The organism is Kitasatospora sp. NPDC057518 (assembly GCF_042802075.1).
Taxonomy (GTDB): domain Bacteria; phylum Actinomycetota; class Actinomycetes; order Streptomycetales; family Streptomycetaceae; genus Kitasatospora.
On record NZ_JBHVEU010000015.1, the window covers coordinates 1 to 16,036 of the forward strand.

Consider the following 16,036-nt stretch of genomic DNA (forward strand, 5'->3'; position numbering starts at 1 on the left):
GTGCCAGCAGGCACCGAGGGCGGTACGTCGACCGCAGGACGGCGGGGATCAGGCGGTGATCGGGGCTGCTACGCCACGAACCGACCGGCGGCCGCGCGGCGCCGGGCCCGGTAGAACAGCGCCCCACCGAGGGTCACCAGCCCGCCCCCGGCCAGGCCGAGGACGGCGACCGGCGCCCCGGCCTGGGGCAGCTCGCCGCCGGGGCCGCCCTTCTGCGGCGGAATCGGATGGTGGCCCGGACGGCTCGGGCAGCCCTTGCCCCCGCCGCCCTTGTGGTCGTGCCCCTTCGGTGGGCAGGGTGCGACGGAGATGCAGAGCTCGACCGGCGGGCTCTGCACGGTCTGCCCCTGCGGGTCGCGGGCGGAGGCCTGGGCGGTGTTGGTGACGCTGCCCGCCTGAGCGTCCGCCTCCGTCACCGTGTACGTGCCGTGGCAGGTGGTGCTCTGCCCCGGGTCGAGGGCGGTCTGCTCGCAGGTCACCTGCCGGACGCGGTCGTCGCCGACGGTGAGGCCGGTCAGCGTGGTGCTCCCGGTGTTGGTGACGGTGTACGTGTAGGTGACGGTGTCACCCGGGTACACGGTCCCGGCGGCGTCGGACCGCTTGGTGACGGCCAGCGAGGAGGTGGCGGTACCGACCGTCACCGTGGCCTGGACCGGTGCGCTCTGCACGGGCCGGCCCTGGGGGTCGGTGCCGTTGGCGTGGGCGGTGTTGGTGACGTGCCCGGCCTGCGCGTCGGCCGCCGTCACGGTGTACGTCCCGTGGCAGGTGGTGCTCTGGCCGGAGGTGAGGGTCGTCTGGTCGCAGGTCACCGACGACACGTGGTCGTCGCTGACGGTGATGCTGTTGATCACCGTCATCCCGGAGTTGGTCACCGTGTAGGTGTAGTGCACTGTGTCACCGACCTGGAACGGCCCGGCGCTGTCGGCCTGCTTGGCGATGGTGAGCGCGGACACCGGGGTGACGACGTCGACGGTGGCCTCGACGGGCGGGCTCTGCACGGGCTGGCCCTGGGGGTCGGCGCCGTTGGCGTGGGCGGTGTTGGTGATGTGCCCGGCCTGGGCGTCGGCCGCCGTGACGGTGTACGTCCCGTGGCAGGTGGTGTTCTGGCCGGAGGTGAGGGTCGTCTGGTCGCAGGTCACGGACGACACGTGGTCGTCGCTGACGGTGATGCTGTTGATCACCGTCATTCCGGAGTTGGTCACCGTGTAGGTGTAGTGCACCGTGTCACCGACCTGGAACGGGCCCGCGCTGTCGGCCTGCTTGGCGATGGTGAGCGCGGACACCGGGGTGACGACGTCGACGGTGGCCTCGACGGGTGGACTCTGTACCGGCTGGCCCTGGGGGTCGGTGCCGTTGGCGTGCGCCGTGTTGGTGATGTGCCCGGCCTGGGCGTCGGCCGCCGTGACGGTGTAGGTGCCGTGGCAGGTGGTGTTCTGGCCGGGCTCCAGGGTGGTCCGGTCGCAGCTCACGGACGAGACGTGGTCGTCGGCCACGGTCAGGTCGTCGATCACCGTTGTCCCGGAGTTGGTCACCGTGTAGGTGTACGCGACGGTGTCCCCGACGTGGAACGGCCCGGCGCTGTCGGCCCGCTTCGTCAGGTCGAGCTTCGGGACGCCCGCCACCGGCAGCGTCACCTGGGCGATCGGGCTCTGCACCAGCTCGCCCAGCGGCCCGGTGCTGTCCGCCTGGGCCGTGTTGGTGACGTGGCCGAGCTGCTCGTCGGCGGCGGTCACGGTGTAGGTGCCGTGGCAGGTGGCGGCCTGCCCCGCGAGCAGGGTGGTGTGGTCGCAGGTCACGTTCTGGACGTGGTCGTCGGCCACGCTCACGTCGGTCAGCGTGGTCGTGCCGGTGTTGGTCACCGTGTAGGTGTAGGTGACGGTGTCCCCGGTGTGGACCGGACCGGGGGTGCCGGCCTGCTTCGTCAGGGAGATCGAGGACGGGCCGATCACCGTGACGGTGGCCTGGGCCTCCGCGGTGACCGGCCGGCCGTCCGAGGTCCCGTTGGCCGTGGCGTGGTTGAGCACCTTCCCGTCCTGGGCGTCGGCCGCCGTCACGACGTAGGTGCTGTGGCAGACCGTGCTGTCCCCGGGGCTGCCGGCCGGTGCCAGGACGGTGGAGTCGCAGGTGATCCCGGTGGCCTTGTCGTCCGTCACCGAGAGCGCGGTCACCGGGCTGCCGCCGGTGTTGGTGACCACGTAGCTGTACGGCACGGTGTCGCCGACGTGGAAGGGCTCGGGCGCGTCGACGTGCTTGGTCAGCGTGATGCCCGGCGGCGCCACCACCGGCAGGGTGACCGTGTCGGGCGGCGAGGTGACCGGGCCGACGTCGGTGGTTCCGGTGGCCTGGGCGGTGTTGGTCACGTGGCCCTGGGCGGCGTCCGCGGCGGTGACCAGGTACGTCGCCGTACACGTCACCGTCTCACCGGGCGCCAGGGTGCTCACCGGGCAGGTGACCGGCCCGACCTTCGGGTCGTTGACGGCCAGGTTGGCGATCGGCACGTTCCCCGAGTTGGTGACCACGAAGTCGTACGGGATCGGGGTGCCCACCGTCAGCAGCCCGGGCAGCGGCTCGTGCGGCTGCTTGACCAGGTTCAGCTCGGGCAGCGGCTGGTCGGTGTAGATCACCACGTTGCGGATCAGGTGGACGTCGGTGAACAGGCCGGTGGAGCCGGCGAAGCCGAACTTGTAGGTCGAGGGCACCGGTTCCGGTGCGGGGGTCTGGAGCACCTGGTGCGAGCCGGTGCCGTCGTTGAAGTCGACGGAGACCGTCAGCACCGGGGAGGGCGCCGGCGTCAGGTGCACGTTCACCCGGCGGCGCGAGGGCTCCAGCAAGGTCTGGGCCTCAGCTGGGGTCACCCCGGCCGGCAGCGTGGTGAGCGGGCCCTGGAGCTTGCCGGGCAGGGTGGAGGGCCACGGGCCGTTGGTGGTGAAGTTGCTGGTCGTCGCGGTGAGGAAGCAGTAGCCGGTGGTGCCGTCGCCGGGGCCGCGGACGGTGACCATGTTGGCGCCGGGCGCGGGCACGCGGAAGGACGTACCGGCGGGGGAGCGCTGGGAGCAGCCGTTGCCGCGCTGCTCCCAGTCGCCGAAGTAGTTGCCGAGCACGTCGAGCCCGACGCCGAGGTAGCCGCGGTCGACGCCGGGCAGGAAGCCGAGGTTCGGGTTGTCGTCGGGCAGCTTCTGGGCGTAGCCGAGGCTGCCGCCGAACGCGCCGGGGTGGGTGAGCGAGACGTCGCCGTTCACCAGGAAGAACGAGATGCCATCGGCCGGGGTGTTCGGCGTGGTGCTGCCGTACTGCCACTGGTCGAAGGTCACGTCCAGGCCGTTGCCGGCGGGCAGGGCCTGGTCGAAGAGCACCGCGCCGCTCTGGTCGTTGCCGGAGTCGGTGATCCGCAGGTAGCCGAGCGGCGCGGAGTCCAGCGGCGGCACCGGGCCGGTCTCGGCGGCGGGGCAGCCGCCGAGCGGGTGGTCGCCCGGCCCGGGCTGGGCGGGGGCCGCGCCGGTGAGGCAGGCGGAGCCGACGGCGATGAAGCGCGAGTCGGCGGTGGCACCGGTGAAGGCCTCCTGGAGCAGGGGGGTGCCGGTGGCCCGGACCCGCTCCGGCAGCGGCGCGGCGGGGTGGTGCGCGGGCGTGACGGCCTGGGCGAGTGGGGCGAGCGGGGCGGCGAGGCCTGCGCCGAGCAAACCCAGCGTGGCCGCGGCGCTGATGAAGCGGGCCGTTCGGGCGCGAAGCCGTGACGCTCCGCGGGATTGTCTCGTCATAGCGTCACTATGGGTGGCCGTCACGATCCGCGACAAGCTGTGTACTGTCAGTGGAGCTATCGAATAGCTCGGATGAACGAGCGTGAGGCACGGCGCGCGCCAAGGCGGGTTCGGCGGGGCCGGTGGACATTGTTCGACCGTTCCCGACTGACGGTGCGGTAGGGTGGCCGACGCCGAGTATGACCGCGACTCAGGGAGGTGAGCCCCATTTACGGAATGTCCGAGCGGGTGCTCCCGGAGCGCGGCCGCGTGGGCGCCTCGCGCGCATAGCGCGAACGGCGCGCCGACGCGGTGTCGGCCCCCGCGGGAGCCCTGACGGAGTCGTCAGCTCTCCCGTCTTCCCCCAAGGGGTTTCTCTTGTCGGTCTTCTCCTCCGCCTCCCTCCGTTCCTCGGTGGTCTCCCGGCTGCGCGCCGCCGGGTGCGTGTTCGCCGAGGACGAGGCGCGGATCCTGCTCTCCGCCGCCGCCTCGCCCGCCGACCTGGCCGCCATGGTCCGCCTCCGCGCCGACGGGCGCCCGCTCGAACACGTCGTCGGCTGGGCCGAGTTCGCCGGTCTGCGGATCGCCGTCGACCCGGGCGTCTTCGTCCCGCGCCGCCGCAGCGAGTTCCTGGCCGCCGCCGCCACCGCGCTGACCGCCCCGGGCGCGGTGGTGCTCGACCTGTGCTGCGGCAGCGGCGCGCTGGGCGCCGCCGTGGCGGCCGCGGCCGCGCACCCGGTCGAGCTGTACGCGGCGGACATCGACCCGGGCGCGGTCCGCTGCGCCCGCCGCAACCTGGCCGGCGTCGCGGCGCGGGTCTTCGAGGGCGACCTGTTCGCCGCCGTCCCCGTGGAACTGCGCGGCCGGGTGGACGTGCTGATCGCCAACGTCCCGTACGTCCCGACCGGCGACCTCGGCCTGCTGCCGCCCGAGGCGCGGCTGCACGAGGCGCGGCCGGCGTTGGACGGCGGGGCGGACGGGCTGGACGTGCTGCGGCGGGTGGCCGCCGAGGCGCCGCGGTGGCTGGCGCCCGGCGGGTCGCTGCTGTTCGAGACCAGCGAGCGGCAGGTGGCGGCGGCCCTCGCGGTGACCGGGGCGGCCGGGCTGGCGGCGGTGGAGAGCCGGCAGGAGGACCTGGACGCCACCGTGGTCACGGCGACGCTGCGCTGACCGGCGGCGTCGACCCGCTGTGCTGACCGGGTGCGTCGACCCGCTGTGCTGAACGGCCCGGCTCCGGAAGGGGTTTGCGGCCCGGCCACCGTTCCCCCGTGACGGTGGCCGGGCGGGGCCGGTCAGATGCGGGTGCCGTACACGTGGTCGACCGGGATGGTGAGGAGCACCCGGCGGTCGGCGACCATCGTCTCGCGGTACTCCGTCCAGTCCGGGTGCTCGCCGGCGGCGCGGCGGTAGTAGTCCACCAGGGCCTCCACCTCCGGCCCCTCGGGGTCGGTGCCCGGGCCGGTCAGGGTGGCCACGCCCTCGGCGGTGGTCCAGGAGCGGCCGTCCGGCCCGGTCACCTCCAGGCTGACCCGCGGGTCCCGGCGCAGGTTGGCGGTCTTGGCCAGCCCGTCCCGGGTGGAGACCAGGATGGCGTTCGCCTCCCGGTCGTAGAACGGCATGACGGGGGAGAGCTGCGGCCGGCCGTCCGCCTTGATGGTGGCGAGGATGCCGAGACGGCTCTGCGCGAGCAGCTCGTACGGGTCGAAAGGAGTGGCGGTCATGGGAGCATCATCGGCCTTCACACCGGTGTGAGGGCAAGGTCCGCCACGCGTGTTGGGCGAGGAGGCCGCGCAATGGTGGCACGGGCCGGCGGGCTGGTACGGGATGTTCGGAAATCGGCCATGGTGTCCGGTGCGAGCCGATAAGGTCGGTGGCGAGAACGGTGACGGTGCGTCAGTGTGCGTGCACCGTCCGAGCCGAGGGGAAACGCCGCACGATGGCACGCGTACGCAAGCAGGTGGAACTGCTGGAGTTCGCCGACGACCTCCACACCGACGACGTCACCCCGCTGCGGGCCTTCCTGGCCGCCCGCATGAGTGAGCTGGTCGAGGCCCAACCCGAGGGCACCAGCGCCCGGTTGGCCGCCGCGCGACTGGCGGAGGTCACCGCCAGCGACTGCATCTTCCTCTCGGACGTCCTGGTGGCCTGGGAGGAGGTGGTCCTGGAGGGCCGCAAGGACGAGCCCGGCTGGACGCAGCGGATGCGCCAGGACGCCATGCTGTGGTGGAGGCGGCTGTGCGTGACGGCGGAGATGTTCGGCGACCACCCCGACCACCGCTCCCGCTGGCGCCCGCTGCGGTACATGAACCTCGCGCACGCGGAGCTCATCGCGGAGCTCACCGACGAGGCGGGCGGCGTGTACGGGGACGGGGCGCACCCGTGATCCCGGACGGCTGGGGGCAGTGGCCGTAGGGCTGTCCCGCCACCCTCGCGGTTGTGTCGGTGGCGGCTGGTACGGTCCCGCGCATGAGCAATCGTGTGCCCTTCACGGGTGGGGAGAAGGAAAGCCTCCGGGCGGCGCTGGACCGGCACCGCGAGGCCGTGCTGTGGAAGCTGGAGGGGCTGGACGACGAGCAGCTGCGCCGTCCGATGACGCCCTCCGGGACCAACCTGCTGGGGATGGTGAAGCACCTCGGCGGTGCCGAACTCGGCTGGTTCCGGGGGACGTTCGGCCGGGAGATGGGCCAGCTGCCGTTCGACATCGAGGCCGATGACGACTCCGACATGCGGGTGGAGCCCGGCGAGTCGACGGCGGACGTCCTGGCGTTCTACGCCCGGGCCCGGGCCGACGCCGACGAGACGATCGGGGAGCTCGCGCTGGACGACCTCGGCACCTCCTGGTTCGGCAACTCCGTCTCGTTGCGCTGGGTGCTGATCCACATGACCACGGAGACGGCGCGGCACGCCGGGCACATGGACATCCTGCGCGAGCTGATCGACGGCGGGACGGGGGACCACAAGCGGAGCTGAGGCCGACCCGGAGCCGGCACCGGCCGGAACTGACACTGGCCGGTGCCGGTTCCGACCGGTGCGTCCGCTTAGGCCGTCAGCTTCCGGACGGCCCGGTCCAGCGCCTCCGCCGTCCGCCGGACGTCCGCTCCGGTGGTGCGCCAGTTGCTGAACGCCGCGCGCAGGGCGGGCCGTCCCGCGTAGCGGGTGGGCGTCAGGAAGGCCTCGTCGGCCAGCTCGGCGGCGAGCGCGGCCAGCCGCTCCGGGGTCGGGTCCGCCGTCAGCGAGAAGCAGACGACGTTCAGCCGGACCGGGGCGAGCAGCTCCAGTCCGTCGATCCGCGCCACCTCCGTGCCGAGCGCCCGGGCGCCGGCGACGCAGCGCTCCACGATCTCCCGGTGCCCGGCACGGCCGTACGCCCGCAGGGTGAACCAGGCGGCGAGGGCGCGCAGCCGGTGGGAGTTCTCGGGCGTGAGGTGGACGAGGTCCGGGTGCTCGCTCAGCGGGCCGAGGTAGGCGGCGGCGTTCTGGAAGACCCGGGCCTGGAGGTCCGGGCGGCGGGTGAACTGCACGGCGCTGTCGTACGGCACGTTGAGCCACTTGTGCAGGTCGACGCAGACCGAGTCGGCGAGGTCCAGCCCCGCGACCAGCTCCGCGTGCTCCGGGGACAGCGCGGCGAAGGCGCCGAACGCGGCGTCCACGTGCAGCCAGAACCCGTACCGTTCGCGCAGCGCGGCGATCGCGCGCAGGTCGTCGAAGTCGACGGTGTTGACCGTCCCGGCGTTGGCCACCACCACGCACGGCCCCGGGGCCTCCGCCAGCGCCCGCTCCAGCGCGGCCACGTCCACCGCCTCCCGGCCGGGCAGGACGGGCACCGTCCGCAGCGCCGTACGGCCCAGGCCGAGCACCGACAGCGCCTTGGCGACGCTGGAGTGCGCACTGCCCGACAGCACCCGGACCGGCCCCAGCGCGCCGACCCCGTCCTCGGCGACGTCCACACCGAGCCGCTCGCCCAGCCACTCGCGGGCGATCGCCAGCCCCACCGTGTTCGACATCGTCGCGCCGCTCACGAAGGTGCCGCGGTGCGCCGTCGAGAGCCCGAACAGCTCGCCCAGCCAGCCGACCGTCTCCCGCTCCAGCTGCTGACCGGCCGGGTCCAGCGAGGAGTTGGAGTTCTGGTCCACGGTCGAGGTCAGCCAGTCGCCCGCGAGCGCCGCCGGCGTCGCCCCGCCGGTCACGAACCCGAAGTAGCGCGGCCCGGCGCTCGCCGAAAGCCGGGGCTCCCAGCGCTCCGTGAACTCCGTGAGCGCGGCGCGCGTCCCGCCGCCCTCCTCGGTGAGCGGGGCGACGGCGGGCGGCCCGGCCCGCTCGACCACGGGCCGTTCGTCGAGGCCCGCCAGGAAGGCGAGCGCGTGCTGCCGGGTCTCCTCCAGGATCTCGGGCAACCGGCCGAGGTCGGCGGCGAGTTCGGGGTGCATGGGGCTCTCCGTTGATCGACTGTGCGGTGCGGCCGAGGCTAGCCGCCGGGGCGGACGGCGTCCCGGTCCAATCCGGTCCTGGTGGCCTGGAACGCGGCTTCGGGGAACATCGGTACAGCGGTGGCCGATGGAGGTCAGGCCGGAGCGCAGGTCCACGCTGGCGTCGGAGGGCCTGCGCTGGATGACGGCCCAGCGCATCGGGTCTCCGGCGGCGTCCTCCTCTGAGCGACCGGGTGGTGTTCCCCGGGGCCGGAATGCGCGGGCGGTGGGGGAATTCACGCCGTGCGGCTCAAAATCACCCCGGTGGTGCAATTCCAGCCGGTCCCTTGACCTCTCCCGATCCGTCGGACGATGATCACCGTGCACCGCGAGCGAATGAACGTTCCAATACCGGGCTGATTTCCGGTCCGAGACTTCAGGGAGGTGCGGGGCCGTGCGTTCCATCAGCGCTTCCACGGCGGCGCCCGTGGCACGGGGGCGGGTTCCACTGCTCGGCCACCTGCCGCAACTCGCCGTCAAACGCGTGGAGTTCCTCCAGTCGATTCGGGCGCAGGGCGGCATCGTCAGGATATTCCTGGGCAATCGGCCGGTGTTCGTCCTGAACTCGCCCGAGGCCGTCCACGAGGTTCTCCTGACGCAGAGCCGGAAGTTCGGCAAAGGCCTGCTGTTCGACGTCGCACGGCCTTTCATCGGCAACGGCATCATCACCTCCGAGCACGACGTCCACCTCCGTCAACGGCGCGCGCTCCAACCGGCGTTCCGCCGGGACGCCATCGCCGGCGGCGTCGCCACGATGACCGGCATCGCCGAGGAACAGGTGTCCTCCTGGCGCCCCGGCGAGGTGATCGCCATGGACGTGGTGCTGCGGCGGACGGTGACGGCCATGCTCGTGGCCACCCTGTTCAGCACCGAACGCCCGGACGGCGCCCGGGCCGTCGCCGAACTGGGGGAGCGCGTCGCCGAGCACCTGAACACGGTGATGCGCGGGGTCCTCGTCGGCACCCTGCTGCCCGCTCCCCTCGCCTCCTCACCCGCACTGGGGCACCGCAGGTACCTGGCCGCGGCCACGGCGCTGCGCGAACTCGCCGACACCGCCGTCCGGCAGGCCCGTCAGGACCCGGCCGACCGCGGCGACCTGCTGTCGATCATGTTCGCCGGCACCCCGGGCAACCCGCGGGGGATGACCGACGTGGAGGCCCGCGACGAACTGCTGTCCCTGCTCATGGCCGGCGCCGAGACCACGGCCACCACCCTGGCCTGGGCGCTCCACGAGATCGGACGGCGCCCCGAACTCACCGAGCGGATCAAGGCCGAGTGCGACGCCCTGCCCGCCGGCGCCCCGCCCGGCGCGGCGACGCTCCCGTTCACCGAGCGGTTCCTCCGCGAGGTGCTCCGGCTGCACCAGCCCAGCTGGCTGCTGATGCGGCGCGCCCTGGAGCCCGTGCGGGTCTGCGGGGTCGACCTCCCGCAGGGGGCCGAGCTGATCTACAGCGCGCTGACGATGCACCGGGACCCGGCCCACTACCCGGACCCGCTGCGGTTCCACCCGGACCGGTGGCTCGACCGCCCCGAGAAGGACCTGCCGCCGGGCGCCTACGTCCCGTTCGCCCTGGGCAACCGGAGGTGCATCGGGGACCACTTCGCGATGACCGAGATGCTGGTCGTCCTGCGCGCGGTCGTCTCCCGGTGGCGGCCGCGACCGGTGGCGGGCCATCAGGTCCGGCCGGTGGCCCACGCGCTGATCCGGCCCAACGCGCTGCCCATGCGCGTCTCACCCTGGCCGGGCGACTGAACCAGCCCCGTTCCGTACGGCTCCGATCCGTACGGCCCGGTTCCGCGCGGCTCCGTTCCGTACGGCTTCGTTCCGCGCTGCCCCGACCCTGACCCGGCCCCGTTCCTGTTCCCGTTCCCGGAGGTGCACCTCACCATGACAGCCACGGCGGAGACCCTCTCCCCGGGCCCGCAGGCCCCGGCCCCCGACCCGCTCCCCTTCCCGAGCCGGACCAGCCCGGACTTCCGGGCCGCCCACGACCGCCACCTCGACTGGCCGCGGTCCTTCGGCTTCCTGGCCACGGACGCGGAGCGGGACCACCACCTCAAGGGCCAGTTCCCGCTGATCGCGGCCATGTTCTACCCGAACGCGACCGGGGCCGAACTGGACATCGGCGTCGACCAGCAGAGCTGGTACTTCCTGTTCGACGACGAGCTCGACGAACAGTGGGGCGGCACGCCCGAGCGGGTCCGCCACCTCGTCGGACTCGTCCAGGAGGGCGTCACCGGGCAGGCGTCCCCGCTGCCGCTGGCCGCCGCCTTCGCCGACATGCGGCGGCGCAGCTGCCACGGCATGCCGGAGGACTGGATCCGGCGCTCGGCGGCCCACTGGTCCTCGTACCTCGACCACCACGTCCACGAGGCGCGCAGCCGGCAGTCCGGTGCGCCGATGCCGTTGAGCACCTACCTGCGGGTCCGGCGCCACACCATCGGGGTGGCACCGGTCGTCGACCTCGCCGAGCGGCTGTCCTCCTGCGTCCTGCCCGACCACCTGTACGCGCTGCCGCACCTGTCCGTCATGCGCGAGATGACGAAGACCTTCATCATCTGCGACAACGACATCGTCTCCCTGGAGAAGGACGCGGCTCAGGGGGAGCGGAACAACCTGGTGCTCTGCCTGGAACGGGAGCACGGGCTCTCCCGGGCGGAGGCGCTCGACCGGGCCCTGCGCCGCCGCGCCGAAGCCCTGGAACTGTTCACCGGCGCCCACCGGGCCCTGCTCGCCGGCACGGCGGCGGGCCACCTCACCCCGGCCGAACGCGACCTGCTGCGGCGCTACTGCACCGAGGCGCTGCAGACCACCATCCGCGGCGCCCACGACTGGCACCACGCCTCCACCCGGTACCACGGCTAGGCCGACGCTTCCCGTCTTTTGTCGCACGACTCCTGTCGCGCGACCGCGCCCCCGGACCGATCCAGCTGAGGAGCCCGCACCATGCCCGATCACCGCTCGGCGTCCTTCGTCGCCTCCGAACGGGACCGGACCTGCCCGTTCGACCCGTCGCCGGACCTCCGCCGGATGCGCGAGGAGGACGGCCTGCCGCGGCTGCGCGTGACCCATCCGGTCCGCGGCGAGATCGACGCCGTCGTCATCACCCGGTACGGCGACGTCCGGGCCGCCTTCGCGGAGGAGCGACTGGTGACGGGCAACGGCATCGACCCGGCACTGCCGCGCACCCTGTTCAACCACCCGGGCTTCCTGCCCGCGTACAGCGGCCCGGAGCACGCCCGGCTGCGCCGGATGCTCACCGGCAGCTTCACCGTCCGTCAGGTCGAGCGGCTGCGGCCCGCGATCGAGGCGATCGTCGCCGAGCACCTCGACGCCATGGCGGAGCAGGGGCCGGTCGTCGACCTGGTCGAGGCCTTCGCCCTGCCGATCCCCTCGGCGGCGATCTGCGAACTGCTCGACGTCCCGTACGGGACCAGGACGATGTTCCAGCGCTGCTCCCAGGTGATCATGGACGGGACCGCCGATGCCGGTCAACTGGTCGCCGCTTCCGGCGAGTTGAACGCCGCCATGGCGGACATCGTCGCCCGCAATCGGGCCGCCCCCGGGGACGGCGTGCTGGGCGCGGTGGTGCGGCAGCACGGCGCGGAGCTCACCGACGAGGAGCTCATCGGCTTCGGCACCACCCTCCTGGTCGGGGGCCACGAGACCACCGCGACCCAGCTCGCCCTGAGCGTGCTGGCGTTGCTCCGCCACCCCGACCAGCTCGCCGCCCTGCGCGACGACCCCGCGGTCACCGGCACGGCGGTGGAGGAACTGCTGCGCCATCTCGCCATCCCCGCACCGCTCCTGCGCACCGCCGTGGCCGACGTCGAGGTCAACGGCCACCGGATCGCCGAGGGCGAGCACGTCCTGCTCTCCCCGCTGACCGCGAACCGTGACCCCGAGCTCGTCCCCGAACGACCGGACGACCTCGACCTGCGCCGCCGCCCGGTCGCCCAGCTGGCCTTCGGCTTCGGCGCCCACCAGTGCCTCGGCCAGCAGCTGGCCCGGCTGGAACTGAAGGTGGCCCTGCCGGACCTGCTGCGGCGCTTCCCGACCCTGCGCCTCGCCGTTCCCGAGGCGGAGCTCCGCTTCCGCGAGGGGTCGACGGTCTACGGCGTCGAGGCGCTCCCGGTCACCTGGTGACGGGTCGGCGGGGTCTGGCGGGCGGGCGGCCGCGCCCGGTGCTGGGGGTTCAGCCGGAGGCCACGCGGGGGAGTTCGGCGCGGGGGAGCTCCGCGCGGCGGACGGCGGGGGAGGCGAGGACCTCGCCGCGTTCGGCCTTGAGGAGGGCCAGGCAGGCGGGTACGGGCTTCCAGGAGCCTGATCAGGTCAGGAGTCCTGGACGAGCAGCCTGCCCTGGGCGCCGTCCTCGGACACGAAGGCGAACAACCTCGGCGACGAGCCGAGGTTGAGGTGGAAAGGCACCCAGTTCGAGTCCAGCTGCAGCAGCAGCCGCCAAGGGCCGCCCTCCGGCCACTCGTCGCCCTGGAAGAACAGCGGTGTTCCGCCGATCTTGTCGCCGTCCATCAGCTCGATGCAGCGGTCCCGGTCGGCGGAGGGCAGGGAGTCGAGTTCCTCGTCCGTCATGGAATCGGGCTCGTCGGCGGGGCGGAGGTCGACGGTGAACTCCACCTCCGACCCGTCGACTCCGTACAGCCCGGGGCCGGTCAGCAGTGGGCGCACCGGGCCGGCATAGCCGCCGCCCGGCTGCACGATCACCGCGTTCTCGCCGCCGTCGGGGTCGATGATGTCGGGGTCGAAGAAGTGCTCCTCGTGATCGGCGTGGGTGACGAACACGTAGGCGACCTTTCCGTCGCCGGCCGCTCCGATCACCGGGCCCAGCTCGATCTGACCGACGAACCGCATCGGCCGGTCCCATGCCGCGCTGATCGGCCACTGCGGGCCGGCCAGCCACACGGGCTGGCCGCCGAACTTGGTGGTCGGCGTGGAGATCGGCCGGCCGGTCGCGGAGAAGCCCTTGATGCGCTGTGTTCTCACCATGCCGGGCATCATGCCAAGTGACAGCGACATCACTGCCGCAGGTTGCCTGGACCGCCGCCGCGGGGCCGTCGCCCGGGTCCCGGTGCTCACCGGCCGGGTGCCCGGCGGCCTGGCCCAGACCCTGCTGAGCATCAACCGCGAGCCCGTCAGGTGAACGGGGCCGCGGTCATCGGGGCCCCGGACTCCTTCGCCGTCTCGACCATGCCCCGGCGTCGTCCCGCAGACGCGAGTCCGAGGACAGGCCCTACGCCAGGCGCGCCGCGGCCAGGGCCAGGGCGCGGTCGAGTGCCGTGTCGGCGTCGCAGGGGACGTCGGGCTGGACGCCGACGCCCTCCCAGTTGGTGCCCGAGACCGGGTTGACCGCGCGGGCGAAGGGCACGCTGAGCTCCAGGTGCGGGTGCACCGTAAAGCCCTCGCGCGGGTGGGCGCCGCCGCGGGTGACCTCCCCGACGACCTCGGCGCGGCCGAGCTGCTGCAGGTCGTAGGCGAGTTCCTCGCCCCCGGAGAAGGTGTCCGCGCTCGTCAGCACGTAGATCGGCTTGGTGCCGCCGAAGCGGGCGCCGGGGACGAACGGGGGCGTCCAGGACTGCGCGCCCACCTCGTCCTTCCGCGAGAACATGGTGTTCAGGTGGGTGCGGCCGTCGAGCAGGTAGGCGCAGACGAAGGCGACCGTGTTCGGGTCGCCGCCGGTGTTGCGGCGCAGGTCCAGGATGAGGCCGCGGGCGGGGGCCACCAGGGAGAGCGCCGCGGTCAGCGGCGGTGCCGCCCAGTCCAGCGGGAACAGCTTGGGGCCGATCTCCAGGACCGCGACGCCGTGGTCGAGGAGTTCCACGCGGGGAACGCCGTTCAGGAAGGTGTCGAACTCCCTTCGCACCATGGCGAGTACCGCCGCGCCCGGCTCCGGCGGCACCGGCACGGCGTGGTACTTGAGGCCCAGGTGCAGGTCGCCGTTGACGGACCGCAGGTCCGCGGTGACCGCTTCGGACAGCTCCTCGGCGGATTCGGTCCGGTAGGCGCCCTCGGCGCTCCGGCGCCTCAGCAGGTCCGCCAGCTGCCCGGCGACGTCGGGGAAGACGTAGTTCTCACGGACCAGGTCGGCTATCGACTCGACGAGGGTGACGGTGTCCAGGGCGGACGGCGTTGTGGTGGAGGTCATGGAGAGGCAGTAGACCAGCGACTTGCCAAAGCGTCAACCGTACTTAACGCTTGATCAGATGAGTCACCGACCGGACGAGACCGTCCAGCAGATCAGCGCGCCGCTGCAGCACGCCGCGCTTGCCCACCCCCTGCGCCAACGCCTGCTCTTCGCCCTGAGCAGCCGTCCGTCGACGATCAGCCGGCTCGCCGCGCAGCTCGGGGCGAACAAGGGCAGCGTCTCGCACCACCTCAGGGTGCTGGGCGAGGCGGGGCTGGTCCAGGACGCGGGAACGCGACGGGTGCGCGGCGGCACCGAGAAGTACTACCGGCGGACCGCCGATCGCTTCTTCGTCGCCGAGCCGCAGGTCGAGGGCACAGCCGCGCTGTTCGGCGCCGTCGCCCAGGAGTTGGACCGCTCGCCCGTCGACCACCTCCTGGCGCTGCGCCACCTCCGACTCAGCCCGGCCAAGGCGGCGCGGCTCGTCGAGGCGCTGGCCGGACTGGTCGACGAGACGGAGGAGGACGCGGAGGGCGAGCCGGTGTACGGCCTCCTGGTGACGCTCTACCAGCAGGCCGGGGCGTAGGGGCGGGCTGCTCCGACAGGAGGGGGCGAGGGGGCCGGGGGCCGTCAGCGCAGGGTGACCTCGCGGGGGCCGTTGAAGGGGGCCAGGGACAGGACGGTCTTCGGGGTGCGCAGCGCGTCGTGCTCGGAGAAGAGCCGGCGGACGGCGGGGAGGTCGACCGGGCCGACGGTCAGGTGGGCGACCTCGTCGTACGGGGCGTGGGGGGTGTTGGTGGAGCCGGTGCCCCAGGTGTCCCAGAGGAGGGTCTCGACCTTGTTCAGGGCCGCGAGGTCGAGCCGGGTGGAGTGGGCGACGAACCACTCGCCGTTGAGCGGGCCCTCCTCGGGCGGGTGGACGCCGAAGGAGCCGGCGGTGGACCGGTCGGCGCGGATCGTGCGCCAGGCCCGGCCGGCGACCAGGAAGCGGTCGCGCGGGACGTCCATCGGGTCGAAGTCCACCCGCCAGGCGGCGGCGACCTTCGGGTCGGCCAGCTGCGGGTCGGCGAGCAGCCAGCCGCGCCGGTCGTCCCAGTACTCGGTGGCCACGTGGTCGCAGTGGAAGCCGTCCGGGCCGAGGTAGCCGGCGAAGCCGCAGCGCAACCGGGCCGGCACGCCGATGTGGCGGAGGAAGGAGCAGAGCAGCAGCGCCAGGTCCCGGCAGACGCCGACGAAGCGGTCGGCGGGCGCGCGCGGGTGGTTGAGCGGGGCCGGGTCGCGGTCGGTGATCAGGTGCAGGATGTCGTCGAGGTAGCGGGTCTCGGCGTCATGGTGGAGCCGGTTCGCCGGAATGGGGTGGTGGAACAGCCAGCCTTCGAGGCGGTGGATGATCAGGTCGCGGGCGATCCGGGCGAGGCGGCGCGGATCCTTGGGGAGGTCGGCGTAGCGGGGGAGGTGGGCGCCGGGGTCGGAGAAGGTGCTCTGCCCGAGGTAGAAGGCGGGGAAGTCGGCGGAGGGCACGGGGAACTCCCATGGGGCTTCGGCCGCATGATCGATGGCTGGGCCGCTGGTCCTCACCGTGGCAAATTTCGGGGGTGATTGTCCAGAAGAGACCGATGGGCAGGGGTGGTTCGGCCCATCGGGGTGGTCGGGTCGGTCCAGTAGGTGGGGGTGGTCCAGGCAGGAGGGATGG

The 16,036-nt window shown here is 73.0% G+C and carries 14 protein-coding genes; 8 read left to right on the forward strand and 6 right to left on the reverse strand.

Features of this window, described 5'->3' with window-relative positions:
• Positions 1-68: 68 nt before the first annotated feature.
• Positions 69-3,758: a hypothetical protein gene (locus ACFU7Z_RS02885; protein ID WP_380775572.1), complete on the reverse strand. Its 3,690-nt coding sequence runs from the start codon at positions 3,756-3,758 to the stop codon at positions 69-71.
• A gap of 357 nt (positions 3,759-4,115) precedes the next feature.
• Between ACFU7Z_RS02885 and ACFU7Z_RS02890 the strand changes: the two genes are divergently transcribed.
• Positions 4,116-4,907: a putative protein N(5)-glutamine methyltransferase gene (locus tag ACFU7Z_RS02890; protein WP_380775574.1), complete on the forward strand. Its 792-nt coding sequence runs from the start codon at positions 4,116-4,118 to the stop codon at positions 4,905-4,907.
• Positions 4,908-5,029: 122 nt separating this feature from the next.
• On the opposite strand, the gene ACFU7Z_RS02895 is transcribed toward ACFU7Z_RS02890, so the two are convergent.
• Positions 5,030-5,458, reverse strand: a complete 429-nt coding sequence (locus ACFU7Z_RS02895; protein WP_049652970.1) for a PPOX class F420-dependent oxidoreductase — start codon at positions 5,456-5,458, stop codon at positions 5,030-5,032.
• A 215-nt stretch (positions 5,459-5,673) separates the two neighbouring features.
• Between ACFU7Z_RS02895 and ACFU7Z_RS02900 the strand changes: the two genes are divergently transcribed.
• Positions 5,674-6,120, forward strand: a complete 447-nt coding sequence (locus ACFU7Z_RS02900; RefSeq protein WP_049652968.1) for a hypothetical protein — start codon at positions 5,674-5,676, stop codon at positions 6,118-6,120.
• Positions 6,121-6,203: 83 nt separating this feature from the next.
• A complete protein-coding gene (locus tag ACFU7Z_RS02905; RefSeq protein ID WP_380741200.1) occupies positions 6,204-6,707 on the forward strand; it encodes a DinB family protein in 504 nt (167 codons plus the stop codon).
• Positions 6,708-6,775: 68 nt separating this feature from the next.
• On the opposite strand, the gene ACFU7Z_RS02910 is transcribed toward ACFU7Z_RS02905, so the two are convergent.
• Positions 6,776-8,164 (reverse strand): pyridoxal phosphate-dependent decarboxylase family protein, encoded by a 1,389-nt coding sequence (locus tag ACFU7Z_RS02910; RefSeq protein ID WP_380775576.1) that lies wholly within the window; start codon positions 8,162-8,164, stop codon positions 6,776-6,778.
• A 433-nt stretch (positions 8,165-8,597) separates the two neighbouring features.
• On the opposite strand from ACFU7Z_RS02910, the gene ACFU7Z_RS02915 reads away from it, so the two are divergent.
• The 3 genes from ACFU7Z_RS02915 (at position 8,598) to ACFU7Z_RS02925 (ending at position 12,350) form a co-directional block, all read left to right on the forward strand.
• On the forward strand, positions 8,598-9,956 hold the full coding sequence (locus ACFU7Z_RS02915; protein ID WP_380775578.1) for a cytochrome P450: 1,359 nt from the start codon (positions 8,598-8,600) through the stop codon (positions 9,954-9,956).
• 135 nt (positions 9,957-10,091) lie between these two features.
• Positions 10,092-11,069 carry a pentalenene synthase gene (locus ACFU7Z_RS02920; RefSeq protein ID WP_380775579.1) on the forward strand — a complete coding sequence of 326 codons (978 nt, stop codon included), beginning with the start codon at positions 10,092-10,094 and terminating at the stop codon, positions 11,067-11,069.
• Positions 11,070-11,150: 81 nt separating this feature from the next.
• On the forward strand, positions 11,151-12,350 hold the full coding sequence (locus ACFU7Z_RS02925) for a cytochrome P450 (protein WP_380775580.1): 1,200 nt from the start codon (positions 11,151-11,153) through the stop codon (positions 12,348-12,350).
• Positions 12,351-12,536: 186 nt separating this feature from the next.
• On the opposite strand, the gene ACFU7Z_RS02930 is transcribed toward ACFU7Z_RS02925, so the two are convergent.
• On the reverse strand, positions 12,537-13,208 hold the full coding sequence (locus ACFU7Z_RS02930) for a hypothetical protein (protein WP_079272198.1): 672 nt from the start codon (positions 13,206-13,208) through the stop codon (positions 12,537-12,539).
• Between the two features lie 10 nt (positions 13,209-13,218).
• On the opposite strand from ACFU7Z_RS02930, the gene ACFU7Z_RS02935 reads away from it, so the two are divergent.
• The gene (locus tag ACFU7Z_RS02935; RefSeq protein WP_181970420.1) at positions 13,219-13,362 is read left to right on the forward strand and encodes a hypothetical protein; all 144 of its coding nucleotides are present in this window, start codon (positions 13,219-13,221) and stop codon (positions 13,360-13,362) included.
• Positions 13,363-13,452: 90 nt separating this feature from the next.
• Here ACFU7Z_RS02935 and ACFU7Z_RS02940 read toward each other — a convergent pair whose 3' ends face one another.
• Positions 13,453-14,364, reverse strand: coding sequence for a S41 family peptidase (locus ACFU7Z_RS02940; RefSeq protein ID WP_380741205.1), 912 nt, complete (start codon positions 14,362-14,364; stop codon positions 13,453-13,455).
• A 58-nt stretch (positions 14,365-14,422) separates the two neighbouring features.
• Here ACFU7Z_RS02940 and ACFU7Z_RS02945 point away from each other — a divergent pair, with 58 nt between their 5' ends.
• Positions 14,423-14,929, forward strand: a complete 507-nt coding sequence (locus tag ACFU7Z_RS02945; protein ID WP_049652949.1) for a winged helix-turn-helix domain-containing protein — start codon at positions 14,423-14,425, stop codon at positions 14,927-14,929.
• A gap of 44 nt (positions 14,930-14,973) precedes the next feature.
• On the opposite strand, the gene ACFU7Z_RS02950 is transcribed toward ACFU7Z_RS02945, so the two are convergent.
• Positions 14,974-15,864 (reverse strand): transglutaminase family protein, encoded by an 891-nt coding sequence (locus ACFU7Z_RS02950; RefSeq protein ID WP_380775582.1) that lies wholly within the window; start codon positions 15,862-15,864, stop codon positions 14,974-14,976.
• Positions 15,865-16,036 lie beyond the last annotated feature (172 nt).